We start from the raw sequence: 18,151 nt of genomic DNA on the forward strand, positions 1-18,151 counted from the left end.
ATGCTGTCAGCGCCTGCCACCCGTCTTGCCATGACCGGCGGGGCGCCCCTAACCTGCGTCCGAGGTGGTTCATGCGCATCTGGCTGACATGTCTTGCGATTGTGGTCGCTGCGGCGCTGGGCACCCTGCCGTTGCGGGCATCCGACGACCCGCTGGCCGGGATGGATGCGGCGCTGCTGGCGTCGGCACGCGCGGGCGATCCGCAGGCGGCGATGGATCTGGCCAATGCCCTGATCGCGCAATGGGAAGAACCCCGGCTGCGCGCGGCGCTGCCGTTCTTCGAGGATGCGCAGACCGGATTTCTGCGACGCGACGGCCCGGGCACCGATGCCGGGATCGCGGCGTTGATGGTCGGCCGGGTGATGAACGGCCTCAGCGAGTATCAGGGTGCGCTGCGGCAGGCGGATGCCGCAGGCGCGATCTTTGCCCAGCTGCCGCGTGATGCCTGGGTTGCCCGTCTGTCGGGCATCGCACTGGAAGACCGCGCGAGCGCGCTTCAGAACCTGTCGCGCTATCCCGAGGCGCTGGCAGCGGCGGCCGCCGCGCGCGAGGTCTATTCCGCCATGGACCCGCCCGACGAAGGCGGTATCGCCAGCACCTGGTGGAACGAGGGGATGAGCCGCGAAAGCACCGGCGCCTTTGCCGAGGCCCTGTCGGCCTATGCCCATGCCATCGAGTACCACGCCCGCACCGAGGGCGAGGACAGCCTGTCGGTGGGCTATCTTTCGACCAACATCGGCTGGGTCTATACCCGCATGAAGGACTATCCGCGCGCCCGGGCCTGGCAGGAACGCGCGCTGGCGATCATCGAACCCGCGCACGGCACCTATCACGAGAACACGACCAAGCTGCGGATCAACATCGGACTTGTCGCCCTGGAAGAGGGCAATGCGGACGAAGCGATCGGCTGGGCGATGAAGGCGCTGCCCTTCATCGCGGCGAACCGCCGGCAGATGCTGTCGGACCAGCGGTGGAACTTCGAACTGCTCAGCCGCGCCTTTGCGATGAAGGGCCAGGTCGAGCGCGCGATCTTCTTCGGCAAGATGGCGGTCAACGCGCAGCAGGAAATCCGCGCGACCAACACCATCGCCGGCGCGCAGGACATGGCGGCAAGCCAGGCCGAATGGCGGCGCCTCTACCAGTCACTTGCCGACCTTCTGATCGCACAGGGGCGCATCTCGGAAGCGCAGGCCGTCCTGAACATGGAGAAGGAGGAGGAGGTCTTCGAGTTCCTGCGCCGTGACGCGGGTGACGGGCTGGCACAGACGCGGGCGATCCTGACGGACGCCGAGCTGGACGAGGAGGCGCGTCTGGAAGCGCTGTCGACGGTGCCTGTCGCGGCCGAGCGTGAACTGCGCGCGATCATGGCCAAGATCGACGCTGGCACCGCGACCGAGGCCGAGGAGGATCAGGCCTTCGTCCTGCAGGAGGCGCTGCAGGCGGCTGCGGACCGGTTCGACGCCGATGTCGAGGCGTTCCTGGCCGAGCTTCCCGACGCCGAACGGCCCGCCATGCAGGTGCAGTTCGATGCGGTCGGCAGCTATCAGGCCGTTCTGGAAACGCTGGACCGCCCCACGGCGATCCTGCAGGTGGCGGCGCTGGACGAGGCCACCCACCTGTTCCTGACCTTGCCAGGGTTGACCCTGCACCGGCAGGTGCCGGTGGCCCGCGCCGATCTGGCGCGGCAGGTGCTGGAGGCGTTGCAGGCGATCGAGTCCGTGTCGCCAGATGTCGATGCGCAGTTGCAGGCGCTCTATCAGGTGGTGTTTGCCCCCGTCGCCCCGGACCTGACGGCGGCGGGCATCGAGGTGGTGATGCTGAACCTCGACGGCTTCCTGCGCTATGTGCCCTTTGCCGCCCTGCACGACGGGACAGGCTATCTGATCGAACGGCATGCGCTGGCCATCTACACGCCCGCGGTCCCGACACAGTTCGCGGCGGCGCCCCGCAGCCCCGATTCGACGGCGGGTTTCGGCGTGACGGCGGCGCATCCGGGGTTTTCGCCGCTGCCCGGGGTTCGGGCCGAACTGGCGGCCATCTTCGGTGAGGTGCTTGCGGGCGAGACCGTGCTGGATGCGGGCTTTGACGAACGCGCACTGCGCCGAAGCCTGCTGCGCAAGCCCGCGATCCTGCACATCGCCAGCCATTTCAACCTGATGCCCGGACGGGAGGATGACAGCTTCCTGCTGCTCGGTGACGGAAGCCACCTGCCGCTGTCGCGAATCCGCAGCACCCGTGCGTTGCGCTTCCAGGGGGTTGACCTGCTGACTCTGTCCGCCTGCCAGACGGCGCGGGGCGGCGACGGGTCGGAAATCGACGGGTTCGCGGCGACGGCGCAGTTGAACGGGGCGGGGGCGGTGATGGCCTCGCTCTGGCCGGTGTCGGATGCGGCGACACCTGCACTGATGCGTGACTTCTATGCGGGGCTGATGGAGGGCGGGCTCGACAAGGCCGAGGCGCTGCGGCAGGCGCAGATCGCGATGCTGCGGGGCGGTGGTGCGGGCGAAGGGACGACCCGGGCCGCCGAGGCGCTGGATGCACCCGAGGCCCCGCAGGGCTTTGCCCATCCCTATTTCTGGTCTGCGTTCGTGCTGATGGGCAACTGGCTGTAAACGCGCGCCATGGCGGCCTCGGTTGCTGAATCGGCGGGCAGGAAGCTTTCGATGGCCAGTTCCGACAGCCCGACGTCCAGCGGTGCGCCAAACACGGTGGTTGTCGTGATGAAGGACAGCGGACCTAGTTGACTGTCGAGCACAAGCGGCACGAACAGCGCGTCCGGACGGGCCTGCGGCAACCGGCCGTGTGGGGCAGGCGGCGGCACCGGATAGCGCGCAAGCTCGTCGCGCAGCCCCGACAGCACCGCATCGCCCGAGGCGTCGATCTGGCGATCCAGACGGTGCAGGACATGGTCGCGCCAGTCGCGCAGGTTGCGAATGCGGGGCGCCAGGCCATCCGGATGCAGGCTGAGCCGAAGCGCATTGATGGGGGCGGCCAGCAGCGCGTTCGCCACACCGCCCATCAGCCAGCGGGCCGCATCGTTGGCGGCAAGGATGTTCCAGTGGCGGTCCACCGCGATACCGGGATTGGGGGCCTGAATGGCCACGATCCGGTCGACCATGCGCATCGCCTCGGCCATGGCCCTGTGCTGGTCGCTGAATTCAGGGAACACGGGTGCATGGCCGGCGGCCAGCAGCAGGTCGTTGCGCGCGCGCAGCGGCAGGTCCATCGCGTCGGCCAGTCGCAGTGCCATGTCGCGGCTTGCCCGCGCGCGGCCCTGCTCGACACAGCTCAGGTGCCGCTGGCTGACGCCCGCGTCGCAGGCGAGCGCAAGCTGGCTTAGCCGGCGGCGCCCGCGCCAGAGGCGCAGGATGTCTCCGAACGAGGGTGGGGCGGGTGGCCTTGGGTGTGACATGGCCGAAGCATGGCCTTGGCCCTGCGCCGGTTCAATGACCTCTCAGGTCATCGACGGGCGGCGGCGGCGCTTGGCACGATCGCCGCATGACATCACATCGAAAGGAGACCTGCGATGACCGATAGTGCCATGATTGCCGCCCCCGGGCCCAGGCTGCGCCGCATCCTCTGGATCGACTGCGCCGCCTGCCTGGGCAGCGGGGTGCTCTTGCTGCTGGCCGCCGGGCAGCTTTCCGCAATCACTGGCCTGCCGCGGGGGCTTCTCTTGGCCGCCGGGCTGATGCTGCTTCCCGTAGCGGCCTTCATGGCGGCCACGGCCGTCGGGCGGCTGGGGGCGGGCTGGCCGGCGAAGGTCATCATCCTGGGCAATGTCGCCTGGGTGGTCGCCAGCATCGCCGTTGCCCTGGGAATCGGCAGTCTGACCCCTACCGTCGTCGGGGTGGTGCTCGTGCTGGCGCAGGCGGCCGTCGTGTTGTTCCTTGCGGCGATCGAGGCGCGGGCGCGCTGAGTCATCGGGCTCAGCGCAGACGGGCCACCACATAGTCCGCCAGATCGTCCAGCATTGCCCGGATCGGGTGTTCCGGCAGCACGGCCAATGCCGCTCGCGCCCGATCCGACCACATCAGGGCATCGGTCCGCGCGGCCTCCATGGCCCCGTGGCGGGCCATGATCGCGCGGGCCTGTTCCAGATCGCCGTCGCGCTGATCGCCCTTTTCGATCACCCGCTGCCAGAAGGCACGGTCTTCGCCGGTTGCGCGGGCCACCGCCTTGATGACGGGCAGTGTGACCTTGCGCTCGCGGAAATCATCGCCGGTGTTCTTGCCGATCGCGGTGTCCGATCCACCGTAGTCAAGAAGGTCGTCGGCAATCTGGAACGCGATGCCGAGGGCATCGCCATAGGTGAACAGCGCGCGAACCTGCGGCTCGGATGCTCCGGCGATCACGCCGCCGACCTCGGTCGCGGCCGAGAACAGGGCGGCGGTCTTGCCGCGCACGACCTGCAGATAGATGTCCTCGGTGGTGGCAAGGTTCTGCGCCGCCGTCAGCTGAAGCACCTCGCCCTCGGCGATGGTTGCCGAGGCGTTGGCCAGGATATCAAGAACCCGCAGGCTGCCGGTCTCGATCATCAGCTGGAACGAGCGTGCGAACAGGTAGTCGCCCACCAGGACCGACGACTTGTTGTCCCACAGCAGGTTGGCCGTTGGCCGCCCCCGCCGCCGCGTGCTTTCGTCCACCACGTCGTCATGCAGCAGTGTCGCGGTGTGAATGAACTCCACCGTTGCGGCCAGGCGGATGTGATGGTCTCCGTCGTAGCCGCACATCCGCGCCGCTGCCAGCGTCAGCAGCGGGCGCAGCCGCTTGCCGCCCGCCTCGACAAGATGCGCTGTCACCTCGGGAATGCGCGGGGCGTGGCGGCTGGCCATGCGGTCGCGGATCAGCCGCGTGACCGCGTCCATGTCACCGGCCAGGTGCGCCGCCAACTGGTCGTGTGGCTTGCTTGCAGGCTGGTCGAGACCCATGACGTTCCCCCCGAAGGACCGCTCGACAGCCGGGCCGCGGCCCCCTATCTCGTCGGTATGAAAGAGCTTCTGCGCACTACCGATCCGACCGTCATCGCCTGGGCCAGCGCGCTTCTGTCCGGCGAGGATATAGAGACCTTCGCGCTGGACGTCCACATGAGCATCCTCGAGGGCGGGGTCGGCGCCTTCCCGCGCCGCCTGATGGTACGGGACGAGGATTTCTTTGTCGCCCGCGCGGTCATGGCCGACAACGGCATCCCGACCGGCCTATGACCGGCGCGGCACCCCAGGGGCACGGGCTGGGGCCTCTGACGGATGACGCGTTTCTCTGCGGGCGGCTTCGGCTGTGGCAGCCGGCGACCGGATACCGTGCGGCGACCGACCCGGTGCTGCTTGCGGCCGCCTGCGCCGCAGAGCCGGGCCAGGCGGTTCTCGACCTGGGCTGCGGGGCGGGTGCGGCGGCACTGTGCCTGGGCATCCGGGTGCCGGACCTGCGGCTGGTCGGGGTCGAGGTGCAGCCGGGCTACGCGGTGCTTGCGCGGGCCAATGCCGCGCGAAACGGAATAGCGATGCAGGTCGAGACAGGAGATGTCGCCGCTCTGCCACCTGCGGTGCGCCGCGATTTCGACCATGTCATCGCCAACCCGCCGTACTATGCCCCCGGCGCGGGCTCGCCGGCGGCCGACCTGGGCCGCGAGATGGCGCTGCGCGAGGAGACACCCCTTGCCGTCTGGATCGCCACGGCCGCCCGGCGACTTCGGCCCGGCGGATGGATGACGATGATCGTCGGTGCGGATCGGACGCCTGCCGCCCTGGCGGCGATCGAAGGCGACGGGCGCCTTGGGTCGGCCGTTCTGCTGCCACTGGCCCCGCGCGAGGGGCGGGGTGCGGTGCGGGTGATCCTGCGCGCACGCAAGGGCGGGCGGGCCGCGTTCCGCCTTCTGGCGCCCCTGATCCTGCACGCGGGCGAGGCGCATCAGGGCGACCGCGAACACTATACCGATGAAGCGCGCGGCGTTCTGCGCGATGGTGCGGCGATCCGCCGGTTCGGTTGAATTCGACGCGATCAACCTCCGGTTTGGCGTGACACGACTCGGGCTCTGTGATCCACTCGTCATATGGCTTTCACATCAGAGGAGGACACGCATGACCATCGCTTCGCACCTGCAGGAACTGCGCCGCAAGCATGAATCTCTCTCCGAACTGGTTGAAAAGGAACAGAAAGCACCCGCGTCGGATGCCTTGCGTATCGCAGAGATGAAGAAGCAGAAGCTGAAGCTGAAGGAAGAGATCGCCCGCCTGTCGCAGCACTGAACCCTGCCGCCTGCGCGATTTTGACGTCCGTCGCGGGGGGCGGCTATCGCCCGCCGCGCGCGGCCAGAAGCGCGCCACCCGCGATCAGCGCGGCGGCGACAGCCAGGGTTGGCGTCGCATCGGCGCGCCCGGCCGCGACGAGCGCCAGGGTTGACAGGACCGGCGCCGCGTAAGAGGCGACACCCAGCATCTGGATGTCGCCTTTTTTCATGCCCACGTCCCAGGTGAAGAAGGCAAGCCCGACCGGCCCGAGGCCCAGACCCACCACTGCCGCCCATCCGGCCCCGCCGTCCGGCCATGCCGGTGTCTCTGCCAGCAGGTGAACCACCGCCGACAGCGCGGCCGTCGCCAGGCAGAACACCGCCACGCTTTCGGTGGGCACCCTGCCGAACCGGCGCGAAACCACCGAATAGACCGCCCATGTCAGCGCGCAAAGGAATGCCAGCGCCAGCCCCGGCGCCGCGCCCGCCGTGAAGTCGGCGCCCCCGCGCAGCACCAGCAGCGCGGCACCTCCGAAAGCCAGCAGCGCGCCGGCCAGATGCGCGGGCCGCAACCGCTCGCCAGGCAGCAGGCCGGACAGCAGGACGATCAGCAGCGGCCAGAGATAGGCGATGAGCCCGGCCTCGGCAGGCGGCGCCAGCCGAAGCGCCGAGAAATACAGCGCATGGTATCCGAACAGCCCCAGCGTGCCGAACGCATAGACCGGCCACGGCACCTGCCGCAGCACGCCGAACCCCGCCCCAAGCGCCACCCAGACCAGCCCGACCGCCCCCCCGACTGCGAAGGTCAGCGCGTTCAGCAGGAACGGTGGAACCGGCGCCGTCGCAACCGTCATCAGGGCCAGAAGCGACCACATCAGCACGGCGGAAAAGCCGATGATCGTGGCGCGGCGTCGGTTGTCGGGATGTGTCATTCGCACCTCGGCGACGTTCCTGCCCCGCCCTGCGCCGGACCACAAGGGCCCGCCTCAGCCCATCTTCGCCACGACCTCGTGGCGGTGGCAGGTGACAAGGTGATCGTTCACCAGGCCGGCCGCCTGCATGAAGGCATAGACGATGGTCGGTCCGCAGAATGCGAACCCCTCGGCCTTCAGGGCCCTGGAAAGGGCCTGCGCGGCCGGCGTGACGGCGGGCACCTCGTTCATCGCCGCCCGGTCGCCCTGAACCGCGCGGCCATCGACAAAGGACCAGACAAAGGGGGCAAAGCCGCCCCGTTCCTGCAGACGCAGCCAGGCCCGGGCCGAGGCGAACGTGCCCTCGATCTTGCCGCGATGTCGCACAATGCCGGAATCCGACAGCAGGCGCTGCGTGTCTGCCTCGCCCCAATCCGCCAGCACATGTGGGACGAACCCCGCAAAGGCGCGGCGGAAATTCTCGCGCTTCCGCAGGATGGTGATCCAGGACAGCCCGGCCTGAAACCCCTCGAGCACCAGGATTTCCCACAGGACGCGCGGATCGCGCTGCGGCACGCCCCATTCGGTATCATGATAGGCCACATACAAGGGATCTTCGCCGCACCATGGGCAGCGTGGGGTGGGCTCGGGCATCGCGCGTCCTCGGAACAAGTTCGGTAAAACTGGAACAAACTGAGAAAATTTACCAGCCGTTTACTGCCGTTCGGCAAGGCTGGCGAGGTGCGGGGACCTGCCCCGACAACGGCGGAGGGATGCGATGCGGGGCGACAGGCGCAGGCCACTGGCGGACATGACGCGCGATGAGGCGAGCCCGCTTGCCGCCGCCATTGCCGAACAGGACAGGCAGACCATCGCCATGGTGCGGGATGCGCTGGATGAGGGGCGACTGTGCCTCGCCTATCAACCCGTGGTGATGGGCGCGGAACCTGATCGCGTGGCGTTTCACGAGGGCCTGATCCGCGTCCTTGACCCGACGGGCCGGGTGATTCCCGCGCGGGAATTCATCGGTGCGGTCGAGGCGACCGAGATCGGGCGCCAGATCGATTGCTCGGCGCTCGACATGGGTCTTGCGGCGCTGGCCGCGCATCCGCACTTGCGTCTGGCGGTGAACATGTCGGCGCGGTCGATCGGCTATCCCCGCTGGATGCGTGTGCTCCGGCGCGGTCTGTCGGCGGACCCGACGGTTGCCGAGCGGCTCATCCTGGAGATCACCGAAAGCTCGGCCATGCTGGTGCCGGAAATCGTGACCGCCTTCATGGATGACCTTCAGGCGACCGGGGTGGCCTTTGCGCTCGACGATTTCGGGTCGGGCTACACGTCGTTCCGGTATCTGCGCGATTTCTTCTTCGACATCCTGAAGATCGACGGCCAGTTCACCAGCGGCATCGCGCGCGATGCCGACAACCAGGCGCTGACGCGGGCGCTGATGTCGGTGGGGCGGCATTTCGACATGGTCACGGTCGCCGAGGCCGTGGAGACGCCAGAGGACGCCGCCTGGCTTCAGGCTGAGGGGATCGGCGCGATGCAGGGCTATCTTTTCGGCGCGCCCACCGTGCGCCCGGCCTGGGCCGAGGATCAGGCCCGCCGACGCCGGGCCTGACCACGGGCTACCGCCCTGCGCTGCCCACCAGGAAGCGCAGCACCAGCGGGGCCGCCGTCACCACCATGACAATCCGCACCACGTGGTGCAGCGCCACAAAGGCGACCTCTGCGTGGATGGCCAGCGCGACGAGGCTCATCTCGGTCAGCCCGCCGGGCGCATAGGCCAGCACCACCTGGTCCATCGGCAGCCCGGCCCAGGCGCGCAGTGCCACGGCGAAGACCAGGGCGACCGCAAAGGTCATCAGCGTGGCCACCGCCGACAGCATCAGGGCCCGCGCCACGGCTCTGGCCGGCGTGCCGATGAACCGGCAACCCATGATGGTGCCGAGCATGACCTGGGCCGCGATCACCAGCCCTCCGGGCGGCGCACTGTGGGTCAGCCCGGCCAGATGCACCGCCCCGGAGAGGATCATGGGTCCCACCAGCATCGGCGCCGGAAGGCGCAGCAGTCGCCCCGCTGCGGCACCCGCCAGACCGCAGCCGACAAGCAGCGCGATGTCCGCCGACGCCATGTCGCGCAGGGGCTGCCCACCCGGGTTCGACCCGACGGCCTGGCCTTCGATGACCCGGAACCAGAACGCGATGGCCGCGACCGTCACGACGATCCGGGCGGCATGGGCAAGGATGATCTTGCGGTCGTCACCCCCCGCCGCGCGGCCCAGCATCATCATTTCGGCCAGGCCGCCGGGCATGCCCGCATAATAGGCGGTGATCCGGTCGAACCTGCCGACGCGGGCATAGAACGGCACCACGATCGCGGCCGCGATCGCCAGATACAGCGCCAGCGCCGCGAGCGACCAGGCCCAGGTCGCGACCTGGCCGATCAGTTCGGGGCTGAAGCCAGACCCCAGCAGAACGCCGATCACCACCACGACCGGATCGCGCCACCGCTCGGGTGCGCGGATGGGTGCCCCCGCGACTGCGGCGACCAGGGTGGCGCTCAGCGCGCCCAGCATCCAGGGCAGGGGCAGCGTCAGCCACCAGAAAACCGTCCCGCCAAGGGCGCCAAGGGCAAGCGCCAGCAGGATCGAGGGCAGCGAGGAAACCGGCATGGCCTCGTGCTAGCGGCCGATCCGGGCAGGGGCAAGCCCATGCTGCGGCATTGCGATCATGGAGTGACAGCGGCGATGCCGAATCCCGCCGTTGCGGGATCGGGCTCAACGGCGCCCTGATACCGGCCACGCCCGGCAGGGCACGGCAGACCGGACCCAGGATGTGACACGCCCGGCCGCCGAAGCGGCGGCGGATCAGCACGAATCGCTGTGGGGCCACGGATCCTGCGGCGGGCGCGCGCGATGCGAGGCATGCGCGCGCCTTCTGCCGACAAGGCCCTGGATCAATAGACCACGACCGACCGGATGCTTTCCCCGGCATGCATCAGGTCGAACCCCTTGTTGATCTCGTCCAGCGTCAGGGTGTGGGTGATCATCGGGTCGATCTCGATCTTGCCGTCCATGTACCAGTCCACGATCTTCGGCACATCCGTCCGCCCCCGCGCGCCGCCAAAGGCCGTGCCCTTCCATATGCGACCGGTGACGAGCTGGAACGGCCGCGTCTCGATCACCGCGCCGGCGGGGGCCACGCCGATGATGATGCTCTGCCCCCAGCCGCGATGGGTGCATTCGAGTGCGGCGCGCATCACCTTCACGTTGCCGGTGCAGTCGAAGCTGTAATCCGCGCCACCGATCTGGTCGAAGGGGGTTTTCGTGAGATTCACGAGATAGGGCACAAGATCGCCCTCGACCTCGGTCGGGTTGACGAAATGGGTCATCCCGAAGCGTTCGCCCCACGCCTTCTTGTCGTTGTTGATGTCCACGCCGATGATCATGTCGGCACCCGCCAGCCGCAGGCCCTGGATGACGTTCAGCCCGATTCCGCCCAGCCCGAACACCACGGCCTTCGCCCCGATCTCGACCTTCGCGGTGTTGATCACGGCGCCGATGCCCGTGGTCACGCCGCAGCCGATGTAGCAGATCTTGTCGAAGGGCGCGTCCTCGCGCACCTTGGCCAGTGCGATCTCGGGCAGAACGGTGTGGTTCGAGAACGTCGAACATCCCATGTAGTGCAGGATCGGTGTGCCATCGAGCATGGAGAACCGGCTTGTCCCGTCGGGCATCAGGCCCTGGCCCTGTGTGGCCCGGATCGACGTGCAGAGGTTCGTCTTCTGCGACAGGCAAGAGGGGCACGCCCGGCATTCGGGGGTGTAGAGCGGGATGACATGGTCACCCGGCTTCAGGCTGGTCACGCCCGGCCCCACATCGACCACGACCCCGGCCCCCTCATGACCCAGTATGGCGGGGAACATGCCTTCCGGGTCGGCGCCCGAAAGGGTGAACTCGTCGGTGTGGCAGATGCCGGTCGCCCTGATCTCGACCAGAACTTCACCTGCCTTCGGCCCTTCGAGGTTCACATCCATGACTTCCAGCGGTTTTCCGGCGGCGATGGCAACGGCAGCGCGGGTGCGCATGGGGGAACCTCCCTGTGTTCTGGCGTGTTGTCGTTTCGTGCCGAAACTGCGGCGGATCGCGGCTTGTGTCCACCCCGCAACATCGGTTCCAAGGATCGGCGTCCGGCTCGCGTCGAATGAACGATGAGTATCGAGACGCCAGCAACCCGGAGGTTTCCATGCGCGCCCTGCTTGTTCTGACCGCCGTCCCCCTGATCGCGGCCTGCACCGTCGAACCGCCGCCCACCCCGGCGCCAGACGCCTGCGGGGCAGCCGCCCTCCAGGATCTGGTGGGGCAGCCCGCCTCGGCCCTTGCCGCCATGACGTTTGCTGCCCCGACCCGCGTGTTGCGGCCCGGTATGGCGGTGACCATGGACTATCGGGAGGACCGGCTCAACATCGAGATCAATGCGACCGAACGGGTCGCCCGCGTCTTCTGCGGCTGAGAAGCGGGCGCCCGGCCACGGGCGCCCGAAGGCCGTCAGCGCTTGGCGCGGTATTCGGTGTGGCAGTCGCGGCAGGCGCCACCGACGGCGCCCATGCCGGCCTGCAGCGTCTCGACCGAGGTGACATCAAGCGCGGTCGCCGCCGCGTTGAGCGCCATGCCCCTGGCCTTGAAGTCCTCGAAGTTCGCCCAGACCTTGTCGACGATCACCTCCGACATCGGATCATCGGCCTGAGTCTCGAACTTCGGGCCGATATCCGCCGATGCGGCCACCAGAGCCTCGCGTGCGGCACCGGCGGCGGCGGCGTCGAAGGGCGCCTTGCCGCCCGCCATGTCGCCCAGCGTCTTCACATTCATCCCGATGGTTCCCATCAGGTCCTGCCGGGCCTTCACGGTCGGGTCCTGCGTGCCGTCCTTGGCCATCGCAACGGTGGCGGCAAGGGCCATCGCTATGGCAAGTGTCTTGGTGGCGATCTTCATAGCTACCTCTGCTGTTGCGCGCCGCGCGGGGCGCCTTTGCGGCATTGGGGCGCCGCTGCTTCGACCATAGCCCTGGCCCCGGGCTGCGAAAGTGACCATGTCGCACAACGGCGCCGTCTCACGCGAATGTCAGCGATCGGGCATGACCGATGACGGGGTCCTGCCTGCGGTTGCGGGGGGCGCAGGCAGGCCCTAGAACGGACGCGACCGGAAGGAGACCGCCATGACCGCGCCGCGCCCTGTCGTTCTGTGCATCCTCGACGGCTGGGGCGTTTCACCCGACACCACTGCAAATGCCCCGGCGTTGGCACGCACCCCGGCATTTGATTCGCTGATGGCGACATGCCCGCATTCCACGCTGATCACGCATGGTCCCGATGTCGGGCTGCCGACCGGGCAGATGGGAAACTCCGAAGTTGGCCACACCAACATCGGGGCCGGGCGCGTGGTGGCGATGGATCTGGGCGCCATCGACCTTGCGGTCGAAACCGGTGCGTTCCGGCGCAACGGTGCGCTTGAGGATTTCATCGCGGCGCTGCGCGCCAGCGGCGGCTGCGCGCATCTGGTCGGTGTCGTGTCCGATGGCGGGGTGCATGGCCACATCCGCCATCTGGTCGAGGCCGCCCGTGCGATCACGGCGCAGGGTGTGCCGGTCTGGGTACACGCCATCACCGACGGGCGCGATGTGCCACCCTCCTCTGCCCCGGGCTACATGGCCGACCTGTTGCGGGCGCTGCCCGTCGGGGCGCGGGTCGCCACGGTGATCGGCCGCTACTGGGCGATGGACCGCGACAACCGCTGGGACCGCGTGCAGCGCGCCTTTGCCGCCTTGGTGCGCGGGCAGGGTGCGGCCGCATCCGGCGCGATGGACGCCGTCGCTGCGGCCCACATCCGGGGCGAGACGGATGAATTCATCGCGCCCACGGTCATCGCGGGCTACGCCGGCGCGCGGGATGGTGACGGGATGTTCTGCCTGAACTTCCGCGCGGATCGTGCGCGAGAGATCCTTTCGGCGCTCGGCGATCCCGTGTTTGACAGTTTCGACGCCGGGCGCCGCCCGGTCTGGGCCGGGATGTTGGGGATGGTGGACTATTCCACCGCGCACAACCGCTTCATGACCACCGCCTATCCCAAGCAGGACATCCGCAACACGCTGGGTGAATGGGTGGCTGCGCACGGCCTGCGCCAGTTCCGGCTGGCCGAGACCGAGAAGTACCCCCATGTCACGTTCTTTCTGAACGGCGGGCGCGAGGAACCCTTCCCCGGCGAGGAACGGCACATGGCGCCCAGCCCCAAGGTCGCGACCTATGACCTGCAACCCGAGATGAACGCGGCCGAGGTCAGCGATCATCTGGTCGCAGCCATTGGGCAGGGCTACGATATGATCGTCGTGAACTACGCCAACCCCGACATGGTGGGCCATACCGGCAGCCTGCCTGCCGCGATTGCCGCCTGCGAGGCGGTGGATGCCGGACTTGGCCGCGCCGTCGCGGCGCTTCGCGCCGCAGGGGGGGCGATGGTCGTCTGCGCCGACCATGGCAATTGCGAGATGATGGTCGATCCCGTCTCTGGCGGACCGCATACCGCGCATACCACGAACCCGGTGCCGGTGATCCTGACGGGTGGCCCGCCCGGTGCCACGCTGCGCCCGGGTCGGCTGGCCGATCTGGCGCCCACGCTGCTGGCGCTGCTGGGGCTGCCGCAACCCCCGGAGATGACAGGACGGAGCCTTATCCTTTCATGATCCGTGCAGCCCTTGCCACCCTGCTCCTGACACTGGTGCCGCAAGCGGCAGGTGCGCAGACGGTGGCGGAACAGGCGGCGCAGGCGGCGGCGGAGTTCCAGGAGGTGATCCGCGACCTCGACGCTGCCCAGGGTGCCCGCGACCGTGTCGCTGCGCTGACCCGGACCATAGGGGCCTACGAGGGTGGCCTTGCCGCCCTGCGCGAGGCGCTGCGTCAGGCCCGGCTGCGTGAAACGCAACTGACCCTTCGCCTTGATGCGGAATCCGCCCGGGTCGGCCAGCTTCTCGGGGTGCTCGCGCAACTGGAGGCGCAGCAGGGGCCCTTGCTGCTGCTGCATCCGGCCGGGCCGCTCGGCACCGTCCGCTCGGGGATGCTGCTGTCCGACGTCACGCCCGCGCTTCAGGCCGAGGTCGAGGATCTGCGAAGCGAACTGGCAGAACTGCAGGATCTGCGCACGTTGCAGACCGCCGCCGCCACCACGCTTTCCGATGGTCTGGCCACGGTGCAGGAGGCGCGCATCGCGCTCAGCCAGGCGATCAGTGACCGCACCGCCCTGCCGCCGCCCATCACCGAGGACGCCGCCGCAATGGCGGCCCTGATCGCAGGGGCGGAAACGCTTGACGCCTTCGCCTCGGGGCTGCCTCCGCTGCCCGAAGGCGTGGCGCCCCTGCCGGATTTCGAGGCGCGCAGGGGCAGCCTGCCCCCGCCGGTGCGCGGCACGCTGCTGCGCCGCGCCGACGAGGCCGATGCGGCAGGGGTGCGCCGCCCCGGCCTGACGGTGGCCACCCGTGTTCAGGCGCTTGTCACGGCACCTTCCGCAGGCACGATCCGCTATCGTGGCCCGCTCAAGGACTACGGAAATGTGATGATCCTCGAGCCGGGCGGCGGCTATCTTCTGATACTCGCGGGGCTCGGATCGGTGTTCGGCGAAACCGGCGACGTGGTCGCCGAAGGCACGGCATTGGGCCTCATGGGCGGCGCGGATGCCGCCGGGCAGGATTTCGCCGGTGTCGAGGGCACTGGTGCGCGAGAAACGGAAACGCTTTATATCGAGATGCGACGCGGCACCCGGCCGGAAGATCCGGCCCCATGGTTCGCCGACTGGGGAGATCAGGACCGACAATGAGAAAGTTCGTGATGGCCGCGCTTGGCGGCACTGTGGCCGGGGTCGTTCTGACCACGCAGGTGGCAGGACCGCTGGTCGCGCAGGAGGCCAGGCGCAACAGCACGGTCTATGAACAGCTCGACCTGTTCGGCGACATCTTTGAACGCATCCGCAACCAGTATGTCGAAGAGGTCGATACCGAAAAGCTGATCGAGGCCGCGATCAACGGGATGCTGACCTCGCTCGATCCGCATTCGTCCTACCTCGCGGCGGACGATTTCCAGGACATGCGGGTGCAGACGCGAGGCGAGTTCGGTGGTCTTGGCATCGAGGTCACGCAGGAAGAGGGGTTCGTCAAGGTCGTGACGCCGATGGACGATACCCCGGCGGCCGCGGCGGGGATCGAGCCGGGCGACTACATCACCCATGTGAACGGCGAATCCGTGCTGGGCCTGACGCTCGACTCGGCGGTCGACATGATGCGCGGCCCGGTCGGGTCCGAGATCATCATCACCATCGTGCGGCAGGGCATCACCGAGCCTTTCGACGTGTCGATCATCCGCGACACGATCAAGCTGACGGCGGTGCGCACCCGCAGCGTGGGCGACACGGTGGTCCTGCGCGTGACCACCTTCAACGACCAGACCTTCCCCGGCCTTGAGTCCGGCCTGAAGAAGGAGGTCGAGGCACTGGGCGGCATCGACAAGGTGGCCGGCATCGTGCTGGACCTGCGGAACAACCCGGGCGGCCTACTGACCCAGGCCATCAAGGTGTCCGACGCCTTCCTCGACAAGGGCGAGATCACCTCGACCCGTGGCCGCAGCGCGGGCGATGGCGAGCGGTTCAACGCGACGCCGGGCGATCTGACCGGCGGCAAGCCGGTGGTCGTGCTGATCAACGGCGGTTCGGCTTCGGCCTCCGAAATCGTGGCCGGGGCGTTGCAGGACCACCGCCGCGCGATCGTCGTGGGGACCAAGAGCTTTGGCAAGGGATCGGTGCAGACGGTGATTCCGCTGCGCGGCGACGGTGCCATGCGGCTGACGACGGCGCGCTACTACACGCCCTCCGGCCGGTCGATCCAGGCGCTTGGCGTGGCGCCCGACATCATCGTTCAGCAACCGCCCCGCCCGCCCGCGGGCAGCGCCGAGGCCGAGGCTGCGGCGGCCCCGCGCGGCCGCACCGAGGCCGAACTGCGCGGCGCCCTGTCGAACGATTCGATGACCGAGGATGAGCGGATGCTGCTTGAGGCCGACCGCGCCCGCGCCGAGGAAACCGCCAAGCTGCGGGACGAGGACTATCAGCTGGCCTATGCGGTGGATATCATCAAGGGCCTCTCGGTCATGAACCAGAACGACCAGAAGTGACGCGATGACCGGCGCCGATGCGGCAGCGGGTCTGCCCTACCGCCCCTGCGTGGGGGTGGTTCTTGTGAACAAGGACGGTCTGATCTGGGCGGGGCAGCGGCTGGACAGCCCGCTGCCCGCCTGGCAGATGCCGCAAGGGGGCATCGACGAGGGCGAGAAGCCCGGCGCGGCCGCGCTGCGGGAACTGGGCGAGGAAACCGGCATCCCGAAACGTCTGGTCAAGCGTCTGGACAAGATGAAGGGCTGGCTGACCTATGACCTGCCGCCCGAACTGCTGGGCAAGGTCTGGGGCGGCAAGTATCGCGGGCAGAAACAGAAGTGGGTTTGCTACCGGTTCCTGGGCGAGGATCACCAGATCCGGATCCAGACCGAACACCCGGAGTTCTCGGCCTGGGCCTGGGTCAGGGCCGACGATCTGGTTTCAGGGATCGTGCCCTTCAAGCGCGCAGTCTATGAACAGGTGATCGCGGCGTTCCGGCCGCATCTGGCCTGACGGGCCCGCTATTCGGCTGCCAGGGGTGCCGACAGGGCCGCACCCCCGCCCGCTATGTCGGCGGCGATGCCGGCGATGATCTGGCGGAACACGTCGAAGTCGGGGCGCTTTGCCACGCGGGCCTCGTCCATGTAGAGCGCGCGGTCGATCTCGACCTGCACGACGTGGCAGCCGCGCGAGGGGCGACCGTAGGCCTGGGCGATATGGGCGCCCGCAAAGGGGGCGTTGCGGGCCACCCGCAGCCCGGCCGACGCAAAGGCCGCCTCGATCCGGTCCATCTGGTCCCGCCCGGCGGCGGCGCCGAAACGGTCGCCCAGAACCACCTCGGGGCGCGGCTGGCCGGGGCGGGCGTGGGCCTCGATCGCCTCGTGCGGCATGGAATGGCAGTCGACCAGCAGGGCCTGCCCGAAGCCGGCAAGCGCGCCGTCCAGCAGGCCCTTCAGCGCCGCGTGATAGGGGTGCCACACGCGGGCGATGCGCGCCTCGGCCTCGGCCCGGGGCAGGCGGCCACCATAGATCGCGCGACCGTTGGCCACCACGCGCGGAATCACCCCGAGGCCCGAGGCGATGCGCGGGTTGTGGGCGGCGCGGCCCACCCCCTCGATCAGCGCCGGGTCAAGCTCGTCGGGGGCGCGGTTCAGGTCGATCCAGGCCCGGGGCATGCGGGCGGCCAGGAGCGGCGCGCCGAACGCCGGCACGTCGGCGAAAAGCTCGTCCACGAAGGCATCTTCCGAGGATCGCAGGGTCAGCGGGTCAAGCTGGCTGCGGGACAGGAAATCATCCGGATAGTGGCGTCCGGAATGCGGCGAGGAGAACACCGCGCAGGAGGTGCGCTGCCGGGGAAGATGAAGGGTGAAGGCCTCGTCCGTCATGCGCGCTCCGCAGTCCTTCATCCCATATAGCGGTGTTTCGCGGGTTTCCAAAAGCTCTTGCGCGCCCCCGCGCAACCTTTTATAGCCCACACGTCGACGCGGTTCCGCCCGCGTCGTTTTCTTTGGTGCGGGCGGGTCCGGGGTTGTCGTGGGCGGTTAGCTCAGCGGTAGAGCACTACGTTGACATCGTAGTGGCCACTGGTTCGATCCCAGTACCGCCCACCATTCACCGCCGCCGCAAGGGGGCATCGGTTTCCATCTGGCGCGGTTGCGCCGCGAAGAAGGAGGGCAGACATGAAAGTCGCCAACTCGCTCCGCTCGCTGAAGACGCGTCACCGCGATTGCCAGGTCGTGCGCCGCAAGGGCCGCGTCTATGTGATCAACAAGACGCAGAAGCGCTACAAGGCCCGCCAGGGCTGAGTGCCGTCTTTCCGCGAGGGA

20 protein-coding genes and 1 tRNA gene are annotated in these 18,151 nt (G+C 68.6%); 13 read left to right on the forward strand and 8 right to left on the reverse strand.

The features are described from left to right. The first annotated feature begins 71 nt into the window (after positions 1–71). The gene (locus tag KF887_04055; GenBank protein QYK42307.1) at positions 72–2,612 is read left to right on the forward strand and encodes a CHAT domain-containing protein; all 2,541 of its coding nucleotides are present in this window, start codon (positions 72–74) and stop codon (positions 2,610–2,612) included. Here the strand turns inward: KF887_04055 and KF887_04060 are convergent. Further along, positions 2,570–3,412, reverse strand: coding sequence for a helix-turn-helix transcriptional regulator (locus KF887_04060; GenBank protein QYK42308.1), 843 nt, complete (start codon positions 3,410–3,412; stop codon positions 2,570–2,572). The two genes, KF887_04055 and KF887_04060, sit on opposite strands and share 43 nt — an antisense overlap. Before the next feature lie 114 nt (positions 3,413–3,526). Between KF887_04060 and KF887_04065 the strand changes: the two genes are divergently transcribed. Further along, the gene (locus tag KF887_04065) at positions 3,527–3,919 is read left to right on the forward strand and encodes a hypothetical protein (GenBank protein ID QYK42309.1); all 393 of its coding nucleotides are present in this window, start codon (positions 3,527–3,529) and stop codon (positions 3,917–3,919) included. 10 nt (positions 3,920–3,929) lie between these two features. On the opposite strand, the gene KF887_04070 is transcribed toward KF887_04065, so the two are convergent. Next, entirely contained in the window at positions 3,930–4,931 is a 1,002-nt protein-coding gene (locus KF887_04070; GenBank protein ID QYK42310.1) for a polyprenyl synthetase family protein, read from the reverse strand. A gap of 57 nt (positions 4,932–4,988) precedes the next feature. On the opposite strand from KF887_04070, the gene KF887_04075 reads away from it, so the two are divergent. The 3 genes from KF887_04075 (at position 4,989) to KF887_04085 (ending at position 6,245) form a co-directional block, all read left to right on the forward strand. Then, positions 4,989–5,204, forward strand: a complete 216-nt coding sequence (locus KF887_04075; protein QYK42311.1) for a DUF2007 domain-containing protein — start codon at positions 4,989–4,991, stop codon at positions 5,202–5,204. After that, positions 5,201–5,986: a methyltransferase gene (locus tag KF887_04080; GenBank protein ID QYK42312.1), complete on the forward strand. Its 786-nt coding sequence runs from the start codon at positions 5,201–5,203 to the stop codon at positions 5,984–5,986. Before KF887_04075 ends, KF887_04080 begins: the two co-directional genes overlap by 4 nt. A gap of 91 nt (positions 5,987–6,077) precedes the next feature. Continuing rightward, on the forward strand, positions 6,078–6,245 hold the full coding sequence (locus tag KF887_04085; GenBank protein QYK42313.1) for a DUF465 domain-containing protein: 168 nt from the start codon (positions 6,078–6,080) through the stop codon (positions 6,243–6,245). A 43-nt stretch (positions 6,246–6,288) separates the two neighbouring features. On the opposite strand, the gene KF887_04090 is transcribed toward KF887_04085, so the two are convergent. Continuing rightward, complete coding sequence (locus KF887_04090) at positions 6,289–7,158, reverse strand: EamA family transporter (GenBank protein ID QYK42314.1); 870 nt, start codon at positions 7,156–7,158, stop codon at positions 6,289–6,291. A gap of 54 nt (positions 7,159–7,212) precedes the next feature. After that, complete coding sequence (locus KF887_04095) at positions 7,213–7,791, reverse strand: DNA-3-methyladenine glycosylase I (protein QYK42315.1); 579 nt, start codon at positions 7,789–7,791, stop codon at positions 7,213–7,215. A gap of 124 nt (positions 7,792–7,915) precedes the next feature. Between KF887_04095 and KF887_04100 the strand changes: the two genes are divergently transcribed. Next, positions 7,916–8,758 carry an EAL domain-containing protein gene (locus KF887_04100; protein QYK42316.1) on the forward strand — a complete coding sequence of 281 codons (843 nt, stop codon included), beginning with the start codon at positions 7,916–7,918 and terminating at the stop codon, positions 8,756–8,758. A gap of 7 nt (positions 8,759–8,765) precedes the next feature. On the opposite strand, the gene KF887_04105 is transcribed toward KF887_04100, so the two are convergent. Together KF887_04105 and KF887_04110 are read right to left on the reverse strand one after the other, a co-directional pair. Further along, positions 8,766–9,812, reverse strand: a complete 1,047-nt coding sequence (locus tag KF887_04105; GenBank protein ID QYK42317.1) for an AbrB family transcriptional regulator — start codon at positions 9,810–9,812, stop codon at positions 8,766–8,768. Positions 9,813–10,096: 284 nt separating this feature from the next. Continuing rightward, positions 10,097–11,227 carry an S-(hydroxymethyl)glutathione dehydrogenase/class III alcohol dehydrogenase gene (locus KF887_04110; protein ID QYK42318.1) on the reverse strand — a complete coding sequence of 377 codons (1,131 nt, stop codon included), beginning with the start codon at positions 11,225–11,227 and terminating at the stop codon, positions 10,097–10,099. 158 nt (positions 11,228–11,385) lie between these two features. Between KF887_04110 and KF887_04115 the strand changes: the two genes are divergently transcribed. Beyond that, positions 11,386–11,652: a hypothetical protein gene (locus KF887_04115; GenBank protein QYK42319.1), complete on the forward strand. Its 267-nt coding sequence runs from the start codon at positions 11,386–11,388 to the stop codon at positions 11,650–11,652. A gap of 35 nt (positions 11,653–11,687) precedes the next feature. Here KF887_04115 and KF887_04120 read toward each other — a convergent pair whose 3' ends face one another. Beyond that, entirely contained in the window at positions 11,688–12,131 is a 444-nt protein-coding gene (locus tag KF887_04120) for a cytochrome c (GenBank protein QYK42320.1), read from the reverse strand. A gap of 223 nt (positions 12,132–12,354) precedes the next feature. Between KF887_04120 and gpmI the strand changes: the two genes are divergently transcribed. Genes gpmI through KF887_04140 form a run of 4 tightly spaced genes read left to right on the forward strand, consistent with a single transcriptional unit; the run spans position 12,355 to position 16,838 of the window. Continuing rightward, complete coding sequence (gpmI, locus tag KF887_04125) at positions 12,355–13,875, forward strand: 2,3-bisphosphoglycerate-independent phosphoglycerate mutase (GenBank protein QYK42321.1); 1,521 nt, start codon at positions 12,355–12,357, stop codon at positions 13,873–13,875. Next, a complete protein-coding gene (locus tag KF887_04130) occupies positions 13,872–15,002 on the forward strand; it encodes a peptidoglycan DD-metalloendopeptidase family protein (protein ID QYK42322.1) in 1,131 nt (376 codons plus the stop codon). The genes gpmI and KF887_04130 overlap by 4 nt, the downstream gene beginning before the upstream one ends. Continuing rightward, positions 14,999–16,345, forward strand: a complete 1,347-nt coding sequence (locus KF887_04135; protein QYK42323.1) for a S41 family peptidase — start codon at positions 14,999–15,001, stop codon at positions 16,343–16,345. The genes KF887_04130 and KF887_04135 overlap by 4 nt, the downstream gene beginning before the upstream one ends. A 4-nt stretch (positions 16,346–16,349) precedes the next feature. Next, positions 16,350–16,838, forward strand: coding sequence for an RNA pyrophosphohydrolase (locus KF887_04140; protein ID QYK42324.1), 489 nt, complete (start codon positions 16,350–16,352; stop codon positions 16,836–16,838). 8 nt (positions 16,839–16,846) lie between these two features. On the opposite strand, the gene KF887_04145 is transcribed toward KF887_04140, so the two are convergent. Continuing rightward, complete coding sequence (locus KF887_04145; protein ID QYK42325.1) at positions 16,847–17,710, reverse strand: N-formylglutamate amidohydrolase; 864 nt, start codon at positions 17,708–17,710, stop codon at positions 16,847–16,849. A 150-nt stretch (positions 17,711–17,860) separates the two neighbouring features. Here KF887_04145 and KF887_04150 point away from each other — a divergent pair. Together KF887_04150 and ykgO are read left to right on the forward strand one after the other, a co-directional pair. Next, a tRNA-Val gene (locus KF887_04150) sits at positions 17,861–17,935 on the forward strand. 69 nt (positions 17,936–18,004) lie between these two features. Continuing rightward, positions 18,005–18,130, forward strand: a complete 126-nt coding sequence (gene ykgO, locus KF887_04155; protein QYK42326.1) for a type B 50S ribosomal protein L36 — start codon at positions 18,005–18,007, stop codon at positions 18,128–18,130. Positions 18,131–18,151: the final 21 nt, after the last annotated feature.

It is taken from the genome of Paracoccaceae bacterium (genome assembly GCA_019454225.1).
In the GTDB taxonomy this organism is placed as follows: Bacteria; Pseudomonadota; Alphaproteobacteria; order Rhodobacterales; family Rhodobacteraceae.